Raw genomic sequence first — 16,413 nt, 5'->3', positions numbered from 1 at the left:
CGTCCCGGTTTATGACTTGCCCTGCGCTGTGCAACATCGGGCTGGCAGTGCCGAGGATTGTTTTTAATGCTTGTTCCATTTTTGATTATGCTGCGCGAAGGCATTGAGGCCGCGCTAATTGTAGGCATTGTTGCAAGTTATCTGAAGCAGACAGGTCGTGGCGCATGGATGCCTGCGGTCTGGGTTGGCATTCTGCTCGCCGTGGCGCTTTCGCTGTTTGTGGGCGCTGGATTGCAGCTGGTCAGTGCGCAGTTTCCGCAAAAGGCACAGGAATTTTTCGAGGCAATCGTCGGCTTCGTTGCCGTTATCGTTCTGTGTTCCATGGTTTTCTGGATGCGCAAGGCCGCCCGCTCGATCAAGTCCGAACTGCATTCTTCCATTGATGGTGCGTTGGCCCATTCGTCGGGTCAAGGCCTTGCTCTTGTTGGCATGGTGTTCTTTGCCGTTGCCCGGGAAGGACTCGAATCCGTGTTCTTCCTGCTTGCCATATTTCAGCAGAGCGCCAATTCCGATGCGCCGCTCGGTGCGCTTCTCGGCATTATTGTTTCTGTTTGCCTCGGTTACGGCATCTATGCCGGTGGAGTGCGGCTCAACCTGAAACGTTTCTTCTACTGGACCGGATTGTTCATTCTTGTTGTTGCTGCCGGTATCCTTGCAGGCTCGCTGCGCCACCTGCACGAAGCCGGTGTCTGGAACAGTCTGCAGACGGTTGTTTTTGATATCAGTCATATTTTGCCAGTCAGCAGTACCTTCGGCACGCTGCTTTCGGGAATGTTCGGATATCAGGACATGCCGACGCTGGGCGAAGTTATCGCCTATGTCGTGTTTCTCGCCATCAGTCTCTTCTTCTTTCTGCGTCCGCTACAGCAGCGCCAAGGTGCTGTCGCCACGTCACGCCCTACCCATTGAAAGTGTCATCTATGTCGCAAAATACCGGTACCCCTGCTCCGCGCCCGCCATCACAAAAGCTGATGCGGCTTGGCGTAGCCGGGGCCGCTTTGCTGGTGGTCGCAGGCGGCGCGGCATTCTATTACGCTTCCACGAAGGTCAAGACCGGTGCCGCCGATGGCGCCATTGTGGTGACCATCAGTGAAGGCAAATGCGAGCCGAATGCGTTGACAGTTCCCGCTGGACGCTCGACTTTTACGATCGTCAACAAGTCCGACCGGGCGCTTGAATGGGAAATCCTCGATGGCGTTATGGTGCTGGAAGAACGGGAGAATATCGTTCCCGGGTTCACCCAGACCCTCACGGCCAAGCTCAATCCCGGCAAGTATGAAATCACCTGCGGCCTTCTCACCAGCCCACGCGGCAGCCTGACTGTCACACCGTCAGCGGAGGCTGATGCCGCCGCTGCACGGCCTGCGCTTGTGGCTTTTGTGGGTCCGCTGGCTGAGTATCAGGTGTTCCTCGCAACGCAGTCCAATGCCCTCGTCAAGGGCGTTCAGGCGCTGGATGATGCGATCAAGGCAGGCGATATCGACAAGGCGCGGAATCTCTACCAGAAGGCCCGCCTGCCCTATATGCAGCTGGAACCCATGGCGGATCGGTTTGCCGACCTGCACAATGCCATCGATCCCGTTGCGGACTATCTGGAAAAGCGTGAAGAGGATGCCGGATTTACTGGCTTCCACCGTATCGAGTACGGCCTCTACTCGGTCAAAAGCCTTGATGGTCTGGCGCCCGTTTCCGCCAAATTACTGGCTGATGTGACGGCTCTGAAGGATCGTGTCCGATCCCTGCGTATCCCGCCTGAGCAGATTGCCGGGGGTGCTGCGCGCCTGGCCGGCACCATTGCCAGCACCAGAATTGCTGCGGGTGAAGATCATTATGCGAAGTCTGATCTTCTTGATTTTGAAGCCAATCTGGCCAGTATTTCTCGCATGATGACGTTGATGAAGCCTGTGGTTGCGCAGGGTTCGCCCGCCGTCATGGCCGATATCGAGGCCCGTATTGCTGCCGTTGATGGCGCGCTGAAAGGATTGCGCGGATCTGATGGTTTCCCGCCCTACGACAGCGTGAATGCGGATAGCCGCAAGGCCCTCGCCACGCAGATGCAAGCGCTTGCCGATTCCATTGACAAGCTGAATGCAGCTGTCGGACTCGAATAGGGGAAGCGATCGTGACAGCGGATAATAAAGATACAAAAGCTTTCATCACCAATCGCCGCAACCTCCTGTTTGGAGTTGGAGCGGCAGGCGGAGCCCTTGCTGCCGGTGTTGCTGGCGTACAGGCTGCGGAAAGCCATGGCGAACAGGTCACCGACGCGCCTGTCAGCGACAAGATGCTCGAGCAGCAACCGTTCAATGGACGGCGCCAGTCCGGTATCGTCACGCCCCGCCCAGCTGCGGGTATGGTGGCATCGTTCCGGGTTCTGGCGAACAAACCGGAAGAGGTCGAGCGGCTGTTCCGGACCCTTTCAACCCGCATCGCCTTTCTGATGAAGGGGGGCACGCCCCCTGCGCTTGACGACAAGCTGCCGCCCGCAGACAACGGAATCCTGGGTCCTGTTGTTCTGCCTGACAATCTTACGATGACTGTCTCGTTGGGTGCTTCGTTCTTCGATCAGCGCGACTGGCTTTTGCAGCACAAACCGGTGCGGCTTTCACGCATGAAGGCATTTACGAATGATGCGCTGGACCAGTCGCTATGCCATGGCGACCTGTCTTTGCAGATATCTTCGAATACACCGGATACCAACATTCACGCGCTGCGCGACATCCTTAAAAACCTGCCGGACCTGATGGTGCTGCGCTGGAAACAGGAGGGTTCCGTGCCGGTCCTTCCGCGCAGCCCCGATGGCACGCATCAAAGCGCCCGCAATTTTCTCGGCTTCCGCGACGGATCAGCCAATCCCGATGCCGGCAATGACGAATTGATGGAACGGATCGTTTGGGTTCAGGGCAGTGGTGACGAACCAGCCTGGACGCGTGACGGCAGCTATCAGGTTATCCGCATTATTCGCAATTTTGTCGAACGCTGGGACCGTACACCACTCGGTGAACAGGAACGCATCATCGGGCGTCTCAAGCCGAGCGGAGCGCCGTTTGGCGGACGCACGGAAACGGAAGTGCCGGATTACACCAAGGATGCGGAAGGCACCGTTACGCCGCTGGATGCTCATATCCGGCTGGCCAATAACAGAACCAAAGCGTCTGATGCCAACCTCATTCTGCGCCGGCCTTTCAACTACTCAAATGGCGTGAGTAAGTCCGGCCAGCTCGAGCAGGGGTTGCTGTTCATCTGTTATCAGGCCGATCTCGACAAGGGATTCGTTGCCGTTCAAACCAAGCTGAATGGCGAGCCACTGGAGGAATATATCAAGCCAATCGGTGGTGGGTTCTTCTTCACCCTGCCTGGCGCCATCGATGACAATGATTTTCTTGGCCGCACATTACTGGAAGCAGCCGGCCACACTCCAACAAACAACAAATCCTGAAGGAGCTACCCAATGAAACTCAGAGCCTACCTTACAGCCAGTGTTTTCGCCGTGACGGCGGCCATCGCGCCCCGCGCTGCGAACGCAGAAGTTTCGCCGCTCGATCTCGTTGGTCCAATCGCCGAATACAAGATTTTCATCGGCGAGAACCTGGAGAAGCTCGTTACGGAAACCAAGGCTTTCACCGACGCGGTCAAGGCTGGCGATCTTGCGACTGCCAAGAAGCTTTTCGCTCCAACGCGCATGAACTATGAAATCGTCGAGCCGGTGGCGGAACTCTTCAGCGATCTTGACGGGTCAATCGATTCGCGCGCTGACGATCACGAGCAGGCCGAGAAGGATCCGGGCTTCACTGGTTTCCATCGTCTTGAATATGGTCTTTTCAGCCAGAACAGCACGGAGGGACTGAGCGAGTTTGCAGACAAACTTCAGGCCGACGTGACAGAGCTTCACAAGCGCATTACGGACCTGACACTGCCACCTGAAAAGGTCGTCGGTGGCGCTGCTGCCCTGATGGAAGAAGTAGCTGCAACCAAGATTTCCGGTGAAGAAGACCGTTACAGCCATACGGATCTGTGGGATTTCAAGGCGAACTTTGATGGCTCGCGCAAGATTTTCGATCTGGTTCGTCCGTTGATTGAAAAGGATGACGCCGCTTTCGTTACCAAGGTTTCAGGTAATTTCGATACGGTCGACAAGACCCTGTCCAAGTACAAGACTGCTGAAGGTTATGAGCTTTATGACAAGCTGACCGATGACGATCGCACAGTGCTGGCTGCTGCAGTCAATACACTGGCGGAAGACCTTTCCACCCTGCGCGGAAAGCTTGGATTGAACTAAACCTATTGGTTCATGGACTATCTTGAGAAAACCCGGTCGGCAACGGCCGGGTTTTTTACTGCCCAACGTATTGTTTCTCAAAGGCAATTCAAGGTCACACTCCTGTCTGAGCGGTGGATTGATCCCCATTCCCTTGCATTCGGGCGATTTCTCTAATACGGTAGTTTCAGTAATTACTGAAATAACTGTTGTATCGGGAATCATTGATGAACCTTCCTCCTCTTGTTCAATCCTTTGTGCTGCATTTTGGCGAAATGGGCAGCCGATGGGGCATCAACCGTACTGTAGGACAGATTTATGCCCTGCTATACGTATCTCCTGAACCACTGAACGCGGACCAGATTGTCGACTCACTCGGGATTTCCAGATCCAATGTCTCGATGAGTTTGCGTGAACTGCAGGCGTGGAATCTCGTTCTGCTGAAACATCTGCCGGATGACCGGCGCGACTTCTTCACAACACCTGATGATGTCTGGCAGATCTTGCGCACTCTTGCCGAGGAACGGAAGAAACGGGAGGTCGATCCGACCCTTTCCGTTCTGCGAGAAATCCTCATGCAGCAACCGGCGAGCGACGCCGAGCGCCATGCCCAGGAGCGCATGGGGGAAATGCATGGGCTTATCGAGCAGCTGACAACTTGGTACGATGATGTGAAGAAGCTCGAAACTGATCGCCTTGCAACATTGCTTACGCTTGGCGCCAAGGTAACGCGACTGCTTGAGGCAAAGGACAAGATCGTCTCGCTCGGTCGCTCGAAACGCAGTCCGGACAAGGCTTAAAGTATGTCGGCTGATGCACTCAGTTCTTCGATCGTTTTGCGGACGGATGAGGTCCCGGCGGGTGATTCCGCGTGCATTGAGCAGAACCGGGCGCGCACTGAACAAGTTTCCAAAGCTGATGATACTGCGCCGGGAAGAAATGCTGCCATTGTTCAGGCTGTTGCGTCCCTGCTGTGGTTGCCGCAGGCAGGGCTTCTGAGTATCGCTGTCGGTCAAATTGCAGCTGGTAACGCCATGTCGGGCATAGCGTGGCTTGCCGTGGGTGTGCTCCTGATTGGCGTGGCGCGCGCGTTGATCGATGCGGCGGGAAATCGGCTTGCCTTTCGCGCGGCGCGCACCACTCTTTCGCAGCTGAGGTCGCAGGCCATTACAGCTCTCTCGCGCCGTTCGCCGCTTGATCCAGATCGGATCGCGTCGGGAGCTGCAGCAAGCATTCTGGCGGAACAGGCTGAGGCGGTTGTGCCCTATCTTGCCCGCTTTCGTCCTGCCCGCTTCAAGGCCACGATCATTCCGGTCGCCATTCTTGTCTGCGTCCTGCCTCTCTCTTGGGCAGTTGCGATCGTTTTGCTTGTCGCCGCACCACTCATTCCAATTTTCATGGCGCTTATCGGCTGGCGCGCCAAGGCTGCGAGCGAGGCTCAACTCGTCGAAGTCGGCGGTATGAATGCGTTTTTGCTGGATCGATTGCGTGGGCTTGCCACAATCCGCTCACTCGATGCGGTGGACAGAACAGCAAAGCGCCTGAGAGCAGATGCCGAATCCCTTCGGACGCGTACCATGGCAGTCTTACGCATTGCCTTTCTTTCTTCGGCGGTTCTGGAGCTGTTTGCCGCACTCGGCGTTGCCATGGTTGCGGTTTATGTCGGCTTCCATCTGCTTGGACAGCTCGAGTTCGGTGCGTGGAGCGGCAGGCTCTCATTGAGCGAGGGTCTGTTTATACTGTTGCTTGCTCCCGCGTTCTTTGAGCCGTTGCGTGAGCTTTCATCGGTCTGGCATGACCGCGCGGCCGGGGAAGCCTCGCTTGAGGCGTTGCGTAAACTTGCTGTCAAAGGCATGGAGCTGCCTGATGGGCAAAGCATACAGGCTTTTCCACAAAGAGCTGCCCAAACTTCGTCCGGCGCATTAGCGGTGCGGATTGAAAATCTCACATTCCGCTATGCCGGTGATAAGCCATCTGTGTTTGAAAACTTCAGTCTCGATATAGCTTCCGGCGAAACTGTTGCACTGCTTGGGCCGAGCGGGTCGGGGAAATCAACATTGCTGGCTCTGATTGCCGGTCTTGCCTCCCCTGAACATGGGAAAATCGATGTTGCTGGCGCATCTATGTCGGGAAAAGCGACGAGACAACGCAAGCAGATGGCCTGGGTTGGTCAACGGCCGCATATTTTTGCCGGTACTGTCGCTGCGAACATTGCGCTTGGTCGCCCGGAGGCCGATGTCCATGCCGTCGCTTCGGCGCTGCATCAATCGGCGCTCGATGACGTAGCCAATGCGCGCGGCAAGGCTTCAATCGGCGAAGGTGGTACAGGGCTTTCCGGCGGTGAAGCGCTGCGCCTTGCGCTGGCACGCGCAACCGTCAATTCCGATGCATCGATCATCCTTGCCGACGAGCCCACCGCACACCTTGATAGTGAGACGGCAAAGGATATCGCCGACAGATTGTTTGATATGTCCGAAGGCAGGACGCTCATCATTGCGACGCATGATCCGGTGCTGGCCGCCCGCGCGGGCCGTGTCATCGATCTCCTGCAGGCATTGTCGGAGGGTAGATCATGATAACTCTCTGGCGTGATTTTCGCCCGATTGTCCGGCTTTTCCTCGCAGAACGGCGTTCTATGCTGCTCGCGGGCGCTTTGCTTGCGGCGGCGACAGTACTGGCCGGGACTGCACTGCTGGGTTTGTCGGGATGGTTTATTACAGCAACGGCTATCGCAGGGCTCTCGTCGGCAACAGCGTTTGTCTTTGACGTCTTCGCGCCATCCGCGGGCATTCGCTTTCTCGCTCTTGCGCGCACGGCCGCACGATACGGCGAACGGCTGACAACCCATGACGCCACACTCGGTGTGCTGGCTGGCCTGCGCGAGAAACTGTTTCGCGGATGGGCGCGTCCCGATGCCGCTTCCTTACTTTTGCGGCGGCCTTCCAAATTGCTCTTTCGATTGACCGCAGACATTGATGCGCTGGATTCCCTTTATTTGCGGATACTGGTGCCAGGTGTCGTCGCGTTGTTCTCGGCTTTGACGGTCAGCCTTGCCTTGGGGCTGATGCACCCGCTCTTTGGTCTGAGTGTCGCGCTATGGCTTTTGCTTACCGGTCTCGGTATTCCTTTTGTTGCAGCGCGCTTTTCGATTGCCGCCGCCCGCCGTCGCGCCCATGCGCTCGAAGCATTGCGCTCGCGTGTCATTGATCTCGTCGCCGGGCAGACGGATCTTATCATGGCGGGTCAGGTCTCGGCCCATTGCAATGGCATCGGATCTGCCGATGATCGCCTCGCCAACGCCGATGATGCACTCAATCGCGTTGAAATGGGTGTTACCTTCGGGTTTGGTGTAGCTGCTACCGTGCTTCTCGCTGGAACTTTGGTTGCAGTCGCTGTTCTCGCGCAAGCGGATTTGATCGGCGCGCCAGTTGCCGCGCTTGGCATTCTGCTGGCCCTGGCGGCGCTCGAGCCTTTTGCTGGACTGCGGCGTGGAGCACTGGAACTTGGCCGGACCATTCTCGCCGCAAGGCGGATTGGCGGTAATTGGGAGGATGCTCCCTCCCCTGCTCTCCCCTCCCCTCCCCCGGATGGAACAGCTAGCCGGCTTGAGACGGTCACGGCATTTCACCACGGTGCATTTGCCCCTGCTCTTACCGAGGTTTCTCTGGAGCTGGCAAAGGGCGAGCGCGTTGCCCTGATCGGTGCAAGCGGCGCGGGAAAATCGACACTGCTGGCCCTGATGGCAGGTGAACTGGCACCAGCCACGGGCTTTGTTCTATGCGAACCCTCAACACGTCTTATCCAGAAAACGGAGCTGTTTCAGGATAACCTTCGTGAGAACCTCAGACTTGCCGACCTAGAGGCTACCGATGAACGCCTCTGGGAGGTGCTGACCGTCGCTGGACTTGCCGAGCATGTGCGGACATTGCCTGCAAAGCTCGATGCAAGGCTTGGTGAAGGCGGATTGGGATTCTCCGGCGGTCAATTGCGTCGTCTCGCGCTTGCGCGGCTGCTTCTGCGCGATACCGGGATGTGGCTGCTGGATGAACCAACCGAAGGACTTGATGGCGAGACAGCGCGCGATGTCCTGCAGCGACTGAAGCAAACGGCGGCGGATCGGACCGTCCTCATAGCCACGCATATCAGGCGGGAGGCCGAGTTGGCCAACCGTCTCCTGATCATGAAACAGGGGCAAATCATTGCCTCTTTACACCGCGGCCAAGCGGAATTTGACGCCGCACTAGCAGCACTGCGGCCTGACTGAAGGTGCAGTCTCATTCACTCGACGCCTGCTGGTTGCAGCGTCGATCAACAGGGGGTCGGGCGAGCCCGGCAGAAGCAGATGGAACTCGACATCGTAGCGCTTTCGCGCCTGCAATTTGCGATAACAGCGCTTTATCACTTTCTTTTTGTACCGTTGACGCTCGGTCTTTCGGTGCTGCTGGCGATCATGGAGACCGTGTATGTCATGACCGGCCGCGTGATCTGGCGGCAGATGACCAAATTCTGGGGTACGCTGTTCGGTATCAATTTTGCCCTCGGCGTGGCCACGGGTATTGTCATGGAATTCCAGTTCGGCATGAACTGGAGTTATTACAGCCAGTATGTCGGTGATATTTTTGGCGCGCCGCTGGCTATTGAAGGCTTGATGGCATTTTTCCTCGAAGCGACGTTCGTCGGTCTGTTTTTCTTCGGCTGGGACAAACTCTCCAAAGTCGGTCACCTCACGGCCACATGGCTCGTGGCGATCGGTTCAAACTTTTCGGCGTTGTGGATATTGATTGCCAACGGTTGGATGCAGAACCCTGTGGGGTCGGCATTCAATCCTCAGACGATGCGCATGGAAGTAACTGATTTCTTTGCTGTTTTGTTCAATCCGGTCGCTCAGGCAAAGTTTGTCCATACGGTATCGGCCGGTTACGTAACGGCCTCGATCTTCGTTCTTGGCGTATCGGCTTGGTATGTATTGAAAGGCCGCCACACTGCCCTTGCCAAGCGGTCGATGACGGTTGCCGCATCCTTCGGGCTCGCCGCATCGCTCTCCGTTGTCGTGCTGGGTGACGAGAGCGGTTATCTTTCCACCGAACACCAGAAGATGAAGCTCGCCTCCATTGAAGCCATGTGGAAGACCGAACCTGCTCCTGCTGCTTTTACGGCATTCGGTTTCCCTGACCAGGAGGCCCGTGAAACCCACTATGCGGTGCATATTCCCTGGGTCATGGGCTTGATCGGTACGCGTTCCCTGACCACTGAAATTCCGGGTATCGAAGATCTGGTCAAGCATGCAAAGGTACGGATCAAGCAAGGTTTGTTGGCCTATGATGCACTTCAGCAAATTCGCGCGGCTGGCAGCACAGGCGAAATAGCTCCCGACACGCGTACGACTTTTGAGAACAATGGCGTTGATCTGGGCTATGCGTTGCTTCTCAAGCGCTATGTCGACGACCCGCGTCTGGCAACCGATGCGCAGATTGAGAAAGCGGCCTGGGATACGGTTCCCCACGTGCCAACACTCTTCTGGTCGTTCCGCATCATGGTCGGACTCGGCATGTTCTTTATCGTGCTGACAGCAACTTTCTTTGTTCTGTCTGTCCGCCGGCAACTCGACACTTATCCTTGGTTGTTGCGCATTGCGGTTCTGGCTATCCCCCTCCCCTGGATTGCAGCGGAGATGGGATGGATTGTTGCTGAATTCGGCCGGCAGCCCTGGATTATTGAGGGTGTTCTTCCGACGGCAGCGGCGGTGTCCAATCTTGGCGCGATGTCCCTGTTGATCACGATTGCCGGGTTCGTCACGATCTACACGGTGCTGTTCGTAATCGAGATGGGCTTGATGCTGCGCGCCATCCGCAAGGGCCCTGAACCGGACAACGAACCGGAAGCGCTCCTGATTTCCCCCCACATCGTACCGGCGGAGTAAAAAATCATGATTCTGCATCAATTCATTGATTACGACACATTGCGATTGATCTGGTGGGTCTTACTCGGCGTACTGCTGATTGGATTTGCCGTTACGGATGGTTTTGATCTCGGCGTCGGCACATTGCTGCCGTTTGTCGCGCGAACGGATATGGAGCGGCGGATCGCCATCAACACAATTGGCCCGATCTGGGAAGGCAATCAGGTCTGGCTCATTGTTGGAGGCGGTGCAATCTTTGCGGCATGGCCGCCGCTCTATGCCGTGTCCTTTTCAGGGTTTTATCTTGCCATGTTCGTCATACTGGCCGCCCTGATCATCAGGCCCGTCGCCTTCAAATACCGTTCAAAACGCGATAGTGCCACGTGGCGCGCTGCATGGGACTGGGCACTCTTTGTCGGCGGCTTCGTTCCATCCCTTATCTTCGGTGTAGCCCTTGGGAATGTTTTGCAGGGTGTTCCTTTTCGTTTTGACGGCGACCTGCGCATTTTCTACGAGGGATCCTTCTTTGGGCTGCTCAACCCGTTCGCGCTTCTCTGCGGGCTTCTTTCGGTCTCCATGCTGGTCATGCATGGCAGCGCATGGCTGCAACTGAAGGCAACCGGCGTGGTTGCCGAACGGGCCCGCCGGTTTGGCAGTCTGGCCGCACCTCTTACAATCCTGCTGTTTGCCTTCGCCGGATTGCTGCTTTGGACCATGATTGGCGGCTACCGCATTACCAGTGTTATCAATCCGGTGGGACCTTCCAACCCGCTGTTGAAGACGGTGGTTCAGGATGAAAATGCATGGTTTACCAACTTCAGCACCCATTCCTGGATGATAGTGGCCCCTGCCCTCGGGCTTCTCGGTGCCGCTGCCGCTCTGCTGGGCTTCAGAGGAAGACGCGAAATTGCCACCTTGTTGTCAAGTGCTTTCTCGATTTTCGGCATTATCGCAACCGTGGGTTTGTCGATGTTTCCATTCATCTTGCCGTCGTCGCTTGATCCACGGTCGAGCCTGACAGTCTGGGATACGTCATCGAGCCACCTTACCCTCTTCATCATGCTCGTAGTGACAGCAATTTTCCTCCCTCTCATCGTTGCCTACACAAGCTGGGTCTATCGCGTGTTGTGGGGCAAAGTGGACGACGAAACCATCAGCAACAAGAGCGGTCACGCTTATTAGGATAAGAAAGGAAATGGGAAATGTGGTATTTTGCCTGGCTTCTCGGATTGCCGTTTGCCGCTGCTTTCGCGGTCCTCAATGCCATGTGGTACGAGTTGGTTGAGGATGATGCGAGCCGTAAGGCAGACGTAAAGAAATAGAATATCCGGTGAAGCTGCGCATCCGAAGGCTGCGTAGCTTCACTCTTTTCATTGAAGACATATTCCTTTTTTTGAACCGTGCGCACTGCGGGTCCATTTTGAGCACCTCCTCCATTGAGGGGAATACAACCAATGAGTGTATGATTGTAATCAACCGCAGCGTGTATCACCTATTGATATTCAGCGCTAAAACCGTCATAGCATCGCGTTACGAGACCACGCGATCGATCATGATCGCTGACTTCAGAGGGGACGAAGTACAGTCTTGCAGGCAGCTCACAAGTTGCGGGTGTGAGCTATTGCGATAGGGATAATACGGATTGACTTCACCGCGTCCTCCCCGGTCTGGGGGAGCCTCCTTTTCAGATGTTTCCGACCGCACTACAACAGGTCCGGATCCACAGCAGAAAGACACGGGCAGAAGCCTGTACTGGAAGCTCTGGGTGGGTACCGGCATGGCTGTCATTTGTACAGCGATCCTCGCCGCGAGCATTATCACGCCTTCCTATGATGATTACTGGCTCGCCCGCCGTAATCTTGATCGCGTTGAACGCTTCCGGCTTGTGCTGGATGCCGCCAATCGTCTTTCGGCCGAACGAGGTCCGTCCAATGCGGTGATGGGCAGCGTCACTGTTCCAGCGAGCGATGCAATGCAGCAACTTGCGCAATTTCGTTCTGCGAGTGATGCTGCCGTCGAAGCCATTGCCAATCCCGTGACATCCAACCGGGAGTCGGTCGAGCATCCGATTCCAACGCGCTTCCTCGAGCAGACTACCGTTCAGCTCAAACGCGCCAGGATGCAAGTTGACCGTGTGGCAAGTCTTCCGTTCGAGCAACGGCGTCTCGAGGATGTTCAGGGCGCGATTGAAAGCATGTTTGCCGTTGTCGATGATTTCCAGCTGGTTGTCGCATGGAACGTCGATGAATTGGTGGACGCGGATGATGGGATTGCTGCGCCTGTTCTCATTGGTCATATGTTGAGTGACCTTAGGGAATATGGCGGCAGGATTGCATCGCAGATCATGGCGCCCATCGCCACCCGGCATCCTTTGGAACGCAAACATTTGATCGATAGCAGTCGGACACGCGGACGTCTGAATGAGCTTTGGCGGCTTGTGGGCGGACAGGATGCCCTCTTCCGAAGCGATTCAAGACTTGCCGGTAAGCATGAAGAGATTCAGCGCATTTTCTTCGGTGACGGGTTGGATATGCTGGATGCGCTTGTTGCGGAAGGCAGAACGTCCGGAAACTACTCATTGACGGCAGAGGATTTCACCGAGCGCTTTGTGAAAACTCTGCAACCTCTGGAAAGCCTGCGTCGTGAATTCCTTAATGTGAAGATTGACGAGCTGATGCAGACGCGTGACCGCGCACTGAGAACATTGATGCTGGTCATTGCCGTCGCAATAGCCATTTTGACGATACTCGCCGGGATTGTACATATGGTTCACAGATCTGTTTTATCACCATTGCTGCAGGCGCGGGACGAAGTTATTGGACTGGCGCAGGACCGGCCGGTGGAACTGGGAAACCGGGAAGGTTATGCCGGGGAAATGCGCCGCCTGTTCGACGCGATCCAGATATTGCGCGGGAAGCTCCTGGAACGGGCTGTGCGCACCGACAAACTGAAGGAGCAGGCGGAAACCGATGGTCTGACAGGCCTGTTCAATCGCCGTACACTTGACCTGATAGGGCAAAGCAAGCCTGAGCAAGGCGGGCTGGCGGAGATGGCGTGCCTCATTCTCATGGACATTGATTACTTCAAGCTCGTCAATGACAGCTATGGCCATCAAGCTGGCGATCTGGTTCTCCGGGAAGTCGCGGGCCTACTGCGTACTCTGTTGCGGCCGGCGGATGTGGTGGCGCGTTTTGGCGGAGAGGAGTTTGCTGTTCTCTCGTCTGGTGACCAGCTCTCGGACGTGGTTGTGCGCGCGCGTCGACTACGGCTCGCTTTGCAGCGTCACGAGATTGTCCTTCCCGACGGCGTCCGGCTGAATATGACAGCCAGTTTCGGTGTCGCGTCCGGCTCATTCGGGACGGACGAATGGCCGCGGCTCATAAAAGCCGCGGATATCGCCCTTTACCGGGCAAAAACGGAGGGGCGAAACCGCGTGCGATTCGCTGCGCATGACCCGTTAGATACCACATCATAGGATTCGGCTGATGCTGATCCCAAACAAACCCTTGGATAAGTCTTCGGCGCAAGACAAACTGAATTCCGCGCAGAGATGTCTGAAATGGCGGTCGCCTGTGCGGCATTGCCGTTCCAAAGCGCGTATTTACTGCAGTAAAAGAAGAAGTTTTCCAAGCAAAGTCAGCCTCTTAGCTTGTTATATCGGGAGACGAGAGCCTTACGATCTGCTGCTGCATAACACGAACTGAAGCGCCTATTACTTTCGATGATGCAATGCCGTTAAGCTTTTGTTAACCTAAAATTTCTTGCTGGAACATTCGAATCGGAGCTTAATGGCGCTTCTTAGAAGTTTTGCTTTGAAAAAGCGCTATTAGAGGTTTTGTCTCCGATGAATTTCGCTCTACCTCTGCCCAAGTTTGAGTTTGATGACAAGATCCTCGATCAGGGAGCAGAGATATCACGCCGTTTGAACCAGCTTCGGATGGAAAAATTTCCACCGAACGCCAAGAAGACGTTGCGGCAGTTCTCGATGGCTGAGGTTGCGCACTATCTCGGTGTTACGCAGAACAACCTCAAACGGCTGCACCTCGAAGGCAAGGGCCCCGTACCGGCTCAGGTCAGTTCGGGGCGGCGATCCTATACCGCGGAACAGATGCTGGAACTGCGTCACTATCTTGACCGCAATGGCCGCACGGAAGTGAAAAAATACGTTCCACACCGTAAGCCGGGCGACAAGCTGCAGGTCATTGCCGTCGTCAATTTCAAAGGCGGTTCTGGAAAGACCACAACTGCAGCGCATCTTGCGCAATACCTCGCGCTGACCGGGCATCGTGTTCTGGCCATTGATCTCGATCCGCAGGCGTCGCTCTCTGCTCTGCACGGCTTCCAGCCGGAGCTGGACAGAAACCTGTCGCTCTACGAGTCCATCCGATACGATGACGAGCGCAAGCCTATTGCCGATGTTATCCTGTCGACCAATTTCCCCGGGCTCGATATCATCCCTGCGAATCTTGAACTGCAGGAATATGAGTATGATACGCCACTGGCGATGCAGGATAAAGGTTCTCGCGAAGGCAGGCAGTTCTTCACGCGTATCGCCAGTGCGCTGGAAAGCGTGGATGACCGCTACGATGTGGTTGTTGTCGATTGTCCTCCACAGCTTGGCTACTTGACCCTGACAGCAATGTCCGCGGCAACTGCAGTTTTGATTACCGTGCATCCGCAGATGCTGGACCTGATGTCCATGTCGCAGTTTCTGCTCATGCTTGGCGGGATTTTGAAGACCGTGAAGCAGGCGGGAGCGAAAGTGGAGCTTGATTGGTTCCGCTATCTGATCACGCGTTACGAACCAACAGATATTCCGCAGGCACAGATGGTCGGCTTTATGCAGTCCATGCTGGCGGAAGAAATTCTTGCCAATGCGATGCTCAAGTCGACAGCTGTTTCGGATGCCGGCTTGACCAAGCAGACGCTCTATGAGGTGGAGAAGAACAGCTTCACGCGGACAACCTATGAGCGGGCGATTGAGTCGCTCGACGCAGTGAACTCTGAAATAGCGTCGCTGGTCCATCGGGCCTGGGGTCGTTGACATGGATATGATGTTTACTGCGGTAAAAACCCTGATTTTCACCAGAAAAATCAAATGCATGACTGAGAGTGGAAGCGAATAGATGGCCCGTAAGGATGTTTTCAGCAGCGTGATGAATCCAGCGCCGGTGCAAACTGAGCGCAACGATGCGCTGTCCTATGTTGTAACGGGGGCATCACGGTCCATCAAAAGTTCGTTTGAAGAGCTCGCCAAAGGGAGCGTCATCGAGCTTGATCCGGATTTGATTGACGGTTCATTCGTTTCGGATCGTCTGGAGGACGATGATCAGGCGTTTCAGGAGCTCTTGGCAGCTATCGCGGAGAGGGGGCAGGATTCGCCCATTCTTGTTCGGCCACATCCCACGCGATCCGGCCGGTATCAGATCGTTTTCGGCCATCGCCGCGTCAAGGTTGCCCGGCAGTTGCGCAAGCTTGTTCGTGCGGTGGTCAAACCCATGGCTGATCAGGACCATGTGATCGCGCAGGGTCAGGAAAACGCTGCACGGCAAAATCTATCCTTTATCGAACGGACATTGTTTGCCAAACGTCTTGCGGATCTCGGCTATGATCATGCCGTCGTCAAATCTGCACTGGCGCTGGATCCGACGACGTTTTCGAAGATGCAATCTGTTTCCACGAACATTCCGGAAAATATTGTGCTCGCCATAGGCGCTGCGAAAGCAACAGGACGTGACAGATGGTGGCAGTTGTCGAAGTTCTTTGAACAGCCAGGCAATCAGAACAAGGCTGCAGACTTCGTACAATCCGCCGAATTTACAGCAGAAGACAGCGATGATCGTTTTGCACGACTCTTTGACTTTTTGAGCGGATCAAGAAAACCGGCGCAGAAAGTAAATGCGCCAAAGACGAAGGTTTGGGCTGCCAAGGATAAGTCGCTCAATGCTGAGATGAAAGATACCGGAAAGAGTTTTACGCTGGCCCTGAAGGCCAGAAATGCCTCCCGTTTCGGTGCATATATTGCTGATAACCTTGACGAACTCTATCGAGCCTTCAGGGAATCGGAAACAGTAGGAAAAACAGGAGATTAACCGCAAAAGAAAAAAGCCCACCTAAACATCTCTGTCTTGGAAGGCTTCTCTCATATCTCTAGCAGGATCGAGAATCGCATTTCCGGGAATCAGTGTCAAGACTTTTTGGCGTCGTTTTGGCGAGCGGACTTCTTTTGCCTGATTGAAAGGTAGAAGACAATGCA

General features: G+C 55.5%; 13 protein-coding genes. All 13 read left to right on the top strand.

Features of this window, described 5'->3' with window-relative positions; genetic code table 11:
* Window positions 1-66: 66 nt before the first annotated feature.
* The 13 genes from efeU to repB all read left to right on the top strand — a co-directional run bounded on the left by efeU (window position 67) and on the right by repB (window position 16,249).
* On the top strand, window positions 67-909 hold the full coding sequence (gene efeU, locus FHW16_RS27345; RefSeq protein WP_182552516.1) for an iron uptake transporter permease EfeU: 843 nt from the start codon (window positions 67-69) through the stop codon (window positions 907-909).
* 11 nt (window positions 910-920) lie between these two features.
* Complete coding sequence (gene efeO, locus FHW16_RS27340) at window positions 921-2,111, top strand: iron uptake system protein EfeO (protein ID WP_182552514.1); 1,191 nt, start codon at window positions 921-923, stop codon at window positions 2,109-2,111.
* An 11-nt stretch (window positions 2,112-2,122) separates the two neighbouring features.
* Window positions 2,123-3,439, top strand: coding sequence for an iron uptake transporter deferrochelatase/peroxidase subunit (efeB, locus tag FHW16_RS27335; protein WP_182552512.1), 1,317 nt, complete (start codon window positions 2,123-2,125; stop codon window positions 3,437-3,439).
* Window positions 3,440-3,451: 12 nt separating this feature from the next.
* Entirely contained in the window at window positions 3,452-4,279 is an 828-nt protein-coding gene (gene efeO, locus FHW16_RS27330; protein ID WP_182552510.1) for an iron uptake system protein EfeO, read from the top strand.
* 206 nt (window positions 4,280-4,485) lie between these two features.
* Complete coding sequence (locus FHW16_RS27325; RefSeq protein ID WP_182552508.1) at window positions 4,486-5,058, top strand: GbsR/MarR family transcriptional regulator; 573 nt, start codon at window positions 4,486-4,488, stop codon at window positions 5,056-5,058.
* 3 nt (window positions 5,059-5,061) lie between these two features.
* Entirely contained in the window at window positions 5,062-6,834 is a 1,773-nt protein-coding gene (cydD, locus tag FHW16_RS27320) for a thiol reductant ABC exporter subunit CydD (protein ID WP_182552505.1), read from the top strand.
* Entirely contained in the window at window positions 6,831-8,522 is a 1,692-nt protein-coding gene (locus tag FHW16_RS27315) for an amino acid ABC transporter ATP-binding/permease protein (RefSeq protein WP_182552503.1), read from the top strand. Before cydD ends, FHW16_RS27315 begins: the two co-directional genes overlap by 4 nt.
* A gap of 78 nt (window positions 8,523-8,600) precedes the next feature.
* Entirely contained in the window at window positions 8,601-10,178 is a 1,578-nt protein-coding gene (locus FHW16_RS27310) for a cytochrome ubiquinol oxidase subunit I (protein WP_182552493.1), read from the top strand.
* 6 nt (window positions 10,179-10,184) lie between these two features.
* Entirely contained in the window at window positions 10,185-11,339 is a 1,155-nt protein-coding gene (cydB, locus tag FHW16_RS27305) for a cytochrome d ubiquinol oxidase subunit II (RefSeq protein WP_182552491.1), read from the top strand.
* Between the two features lie 20 nt (window positions 11,340-11,359).
* Window positions 11,360-11,479 (top strand): cytochrome bd-I oxidase subunit CydX, encoded by a 120-nt coding sequence (gene cydX / locus FHW16_RS27300; RefSeq protein WP_182552489.1) that lies wholly within the window; start codon window positions 11,360-11,362, stop codon window positions 11,477-11,479.
* Between the two features lie 455 nt (window positions 11,480-11,934).
* Window positions 11,935-13,632, top strand: coding sequence for a GGDEF domain-containing protein (locus tag FHW16_RS27295; protein ID WP_182552487.1), 1,698 nt, complete (start codon window positions 11,935-11,937; stop codon window positions 13,630-13,632).
* Between the two features lie 369 nt (window positions 13,633-14,001).
* Entirely contained in the window at window positions 14,002-15,201 is a 1,200-nt protein-coding gene (repA, locus tag FHW16_RS27290) for a plasmid partitioning protein RepA (RefSeq protein ID WP_182552486.1), read from the top strand.
* 82 nt (window positions 15,202-15,283) lie between these two features.
* The gene (gene repB, locus FHW16_RS27285; protein WP_182552483.1) at window positions 15,284-16,249 is read left to right on the top strand and encodes a plasmid partitioning protein RepB; all 966 of its coding nucleotides are present in this window, start codon (window positions 15,284-15,286) and stop codon (window positions 16,247-16,249) included.
* Window positions 16,250-16,413 lie beyond the last annotated feature (164 nt).

This window comes from Phyllobacterium myrsinacearum (assembly GCF_014138285.1).
Lineage (GTDB): Bacteria > Pseudomonadota > Alphaproteobacteria > Rhizobiales > Rhizobiaceae > Phyllobacterium > Phyllobacterium myrsinacearum_A.
Note: the sequence above shows the minus strand (reverse complement) of the source record. Positions and strands in the feature narration are given on the sequence as shown.